At 53.0% G+C, this 2,947-nt stretch carries 2 protein-coding genes and 1 pseudogene; 1 reads left to right on the forward strand and 2 read right to left on the reverse strand.

What is annotated here, in order from left to right; genetic code table 11:
• Nucleotides 1-76: pseudogene (locus AB1690_13955) on the forward strand (IS3 family transposase).
• A gap of 339 nt (nucleotides 77-415) precedes the next feature.
• Here the strand turns inward: AB1690_13955 and cysS are convergent.
• The gene (gene cysS / locus AB1690_13960; GenBank protein ID MEW6016411.1) at nucleotides 416-1,819 is read right to left on the reverse strand and encodes a cysteine--tRNA ligase; all 1,404 of its coding nucleotides are present in this window, start codon (nucleotides 1,817-1,819) and stop codon (nucleotides 416-418) included.
• 10 nt (nucleotides 1,820-1,829) lie between these two features.
• Entirely contained in the window at nucleotides 1,830-2,903 is a 1,074-nt protein-coding gene (locus AB1690_13965; protein ID MEW6016412.1) for a M42 family metallopeptidase, read from the reverse strand.
• Nucleotides 2,904-2,947 lie beyond the last annotated feature (44 nt).

Here is a 2,947-nt window from a genome sequence, read left to right on the forward strand (position 1 = left end):
TTGGATTGAGATATATTATAATCGTCAAAGACGACACTCAACTCTGAAATACTTAAGCCCGGTTGATTTCGAAAATGAAAACAGTTATGCTTATTTACGTGTCCCACAAATCGGGGGAAGCACAGTTTCAACCTACGAGAGAGCAACCTTTGAAGAGGCGTCAGTTCTCAGCCCGACCAGAGTCGGGCTTAGGAACTGACGCAACTTTTTGGAAAGGCACAATGGCTGCTGCCGCGACCTTTAATTCGACAGTGGGCGAACGCGCGGGTTCGCCCTCACGGAAGATTGTCAAAACCCCCGCTCGCGCTACGCTATTCACACCAGGCTCGGGGGGATTTTGACCTACATCTGGCAGACACGTGATGCCATATAAATGTATGAATAGGCTGTCGCCCGGGGAGTTGATAGAAAGAAACTACAGTTTCCGTTTCCACTTGGTGCCGGAGGGGGTATCCTCGAGGATGATGCCCATTTCCAGCAGCTGAGTGCGGATTTTGTCGGCGGTGGCGAAATCCCGCCGTTTTTTGGCATCGTTGCGAGCGGCAATCATTGCCTCAATTTGGCTATCCAGCTGAGGGGAAGCCCAGTCTTTTACCAGGAAATTGAGGACGGTGTTGGTTTTTTCGACCGCCTTGAGGGCGCGGTCGCGCTCGTCGGCGGAGAGTTTCCCCTCGGCTTTAAGGCGGTTGATGTCGCGGATGAAATCGAAGAGGGCGCCCAGCGCCGGAGAGATATTGAGGTCGTCATCAAGAGAACTCTCAAAAGCGGCAAGCATCTTCTTGATAAAATCATCAGCCTCGCCGGAAGACTCTCCCCCGCCGTAATCGCGCAGGTTGCGGTAGAAATCATTGAATCTTTTTAAGCCTTCGCGGGCGGCATCCAGCCCCTCGAACGTAAAATTGAGTTGCTGGCGGTATTGAGTCGAAAGAAGGACAAAGCGGACAGCCACCGGCGGGTATCCTTTTTCGAGGATATCATCAAGAGTAAAAAAATTGCCGAGCGATTTGGACATTTTCCGTCCTTCGACAATCAGATGCTCGCAGTGGAGCCAGTAGTTGACGAATTTCCTGCCGAGGGCGCCCTCGGACTGGGCGATTTCGTTTTCGTGATGGGGAAAGATATTGTCCACCCCGCCGGTATGGATATCAAAGGTTTCGCCGAGGTATTTCATCGACATGGCGGAGCATTCGAGGTGCCATCCGGGACGTCCCTTGCCAAGTTCGGTTTCCCAGTAAACCTCGCCATCCTTTTCATCCCAGGCTTTCCAGAGGGCGAAATCGGAGACGGATTCCTTTTCGTATTCGTCGGCGGCAACGCGGGCGCCGGCTTTAAGACCGCTCATATCGAGATGCGCCAGTTTGCCGTAGGAGGGGAATTTGGCGATGGAAAAGTAATAGTTGCCGTCAACCTCATACGCCAGCCCGCGAGAGAGAAGTTTCTTGACAATTTCAACCATTTCCGGAATATGGGCAGTCGCCTCGGGATAGTACTCCGCTCTTTCGATGCCGAGGGTATCGAGGTCCTGAAAGAACTTCTTCTTGAAAGGGAGGGTGAAATCGCTGAGAGAGACTTTCTGCTCGATGGTTCCCTTGATAATTTTGTCATCAATATCGGTCAGATTCATTACCTGCGTGACTTTGAATCCCTTGTATTTCAGGAAGCGGCGCAGGAGGTCTTCAAAGATATAGGCGCGGAAATTGCCGATATGGGCGAAATTATAGACGGTAGGTCCGCAGGTGTACATCCGGACCTGCCCCGGAACAAGGGGAACGAACTCCTCTTTGGCGCGCGTCAGAGTATTGAAGAACTGCAGAGGCATATTTTGCCGGCTAAACCGCGGAGAGCGATTCAACCGCTTTCTTGTTCAGTTTTTTGACCAGCGCAACGACTAACTTGACGGTGTTGTCGTAGTCACCCCGGTATATGATGCTGTTGTGAGAATGGATATATCGCGTAGGAATCCCCAGGGCGATAGATGGCACACCGGTGCGGCTCTTGTGAATTTCGGCGCCATCGGTGGCTCCCCGCTCCATAGAAGTGAGGTGGAACGGGATTTTGTTTTCCTCCGCTGTTTTAATAACCAGCTGGCGCAAGCGCTGGTTGGGAATCATGCCGGCGTCATAGACAAGCACCGCGGGTCCGCCGCCGAGACGTTCCGGTTTGCTGAAGTCGCCGGGAGGGGAATCCAGGGCGATGCCGACGTCAACGACAATGGCGACATCGGGGTCAATGGCGTATGCCGCGGTGCGGGCGCCACGCGACCCAACCTCTTCCTGGACGCTACCGACACCGAAAACTGTGTTGGGGTGAGCCGTTTTCTGCAGATGGCGGAGAATATCAATGATTGCCGCGCAAGCGATGCGGTTGTCGAAGGCTTTCGCCATGTACAGCTTCTGATTGTTCATGACGGTGAACCTGGAATCGGGGACAATGGGGTCGCCGATACGGACGCCGAATTTTTTGGCGGCGTCAAACTTGTCCATGGCGCCGATATCGACGAACATATCGGAAATCTCCAGCACTTTTTCGCGCTCTTTAGCCTGGAGAATGTGGGGCGGTTTGGAGCCGACCACACCGAGAATGGGACCTTTGGAGGTATTGACCAGGACTCGCTGGCCCAGGGCGACATGTCCCCACCAGCCGCCCAGCGGGAGAAATTTGAGAAATCCTTCCTTGGTGATCTCTTTTACCATGAAGCCGACTTCGTCGAGATGTCCGCCGATAAGAACGCGCGGTGATGGAGCGGAGCCGATTTTGCGTCCGACGACAGAGCCAAGTTTGTCGTAACTGACCTCGGAGAATTTTTGCAGATATTTGGCCATAACGGCACGGGCGCCATCCTCATAACCGGGAACGCCGTGGGCATCGGTGATTTCTTGAAGCAGCAGTTCGGTTTGGTCCATTAGTCTTCCTTTTGATTTTCCAGAATTTAAAGGGATAAATATAA

Source organism: Candidatus Zixiibacteriota bacterium, from assembly GCA_040753495.1.
GTDB lineage: Bacteria > Zixibacteria > MSB-5A5 > GN15 > PGXB01 > DYGG01.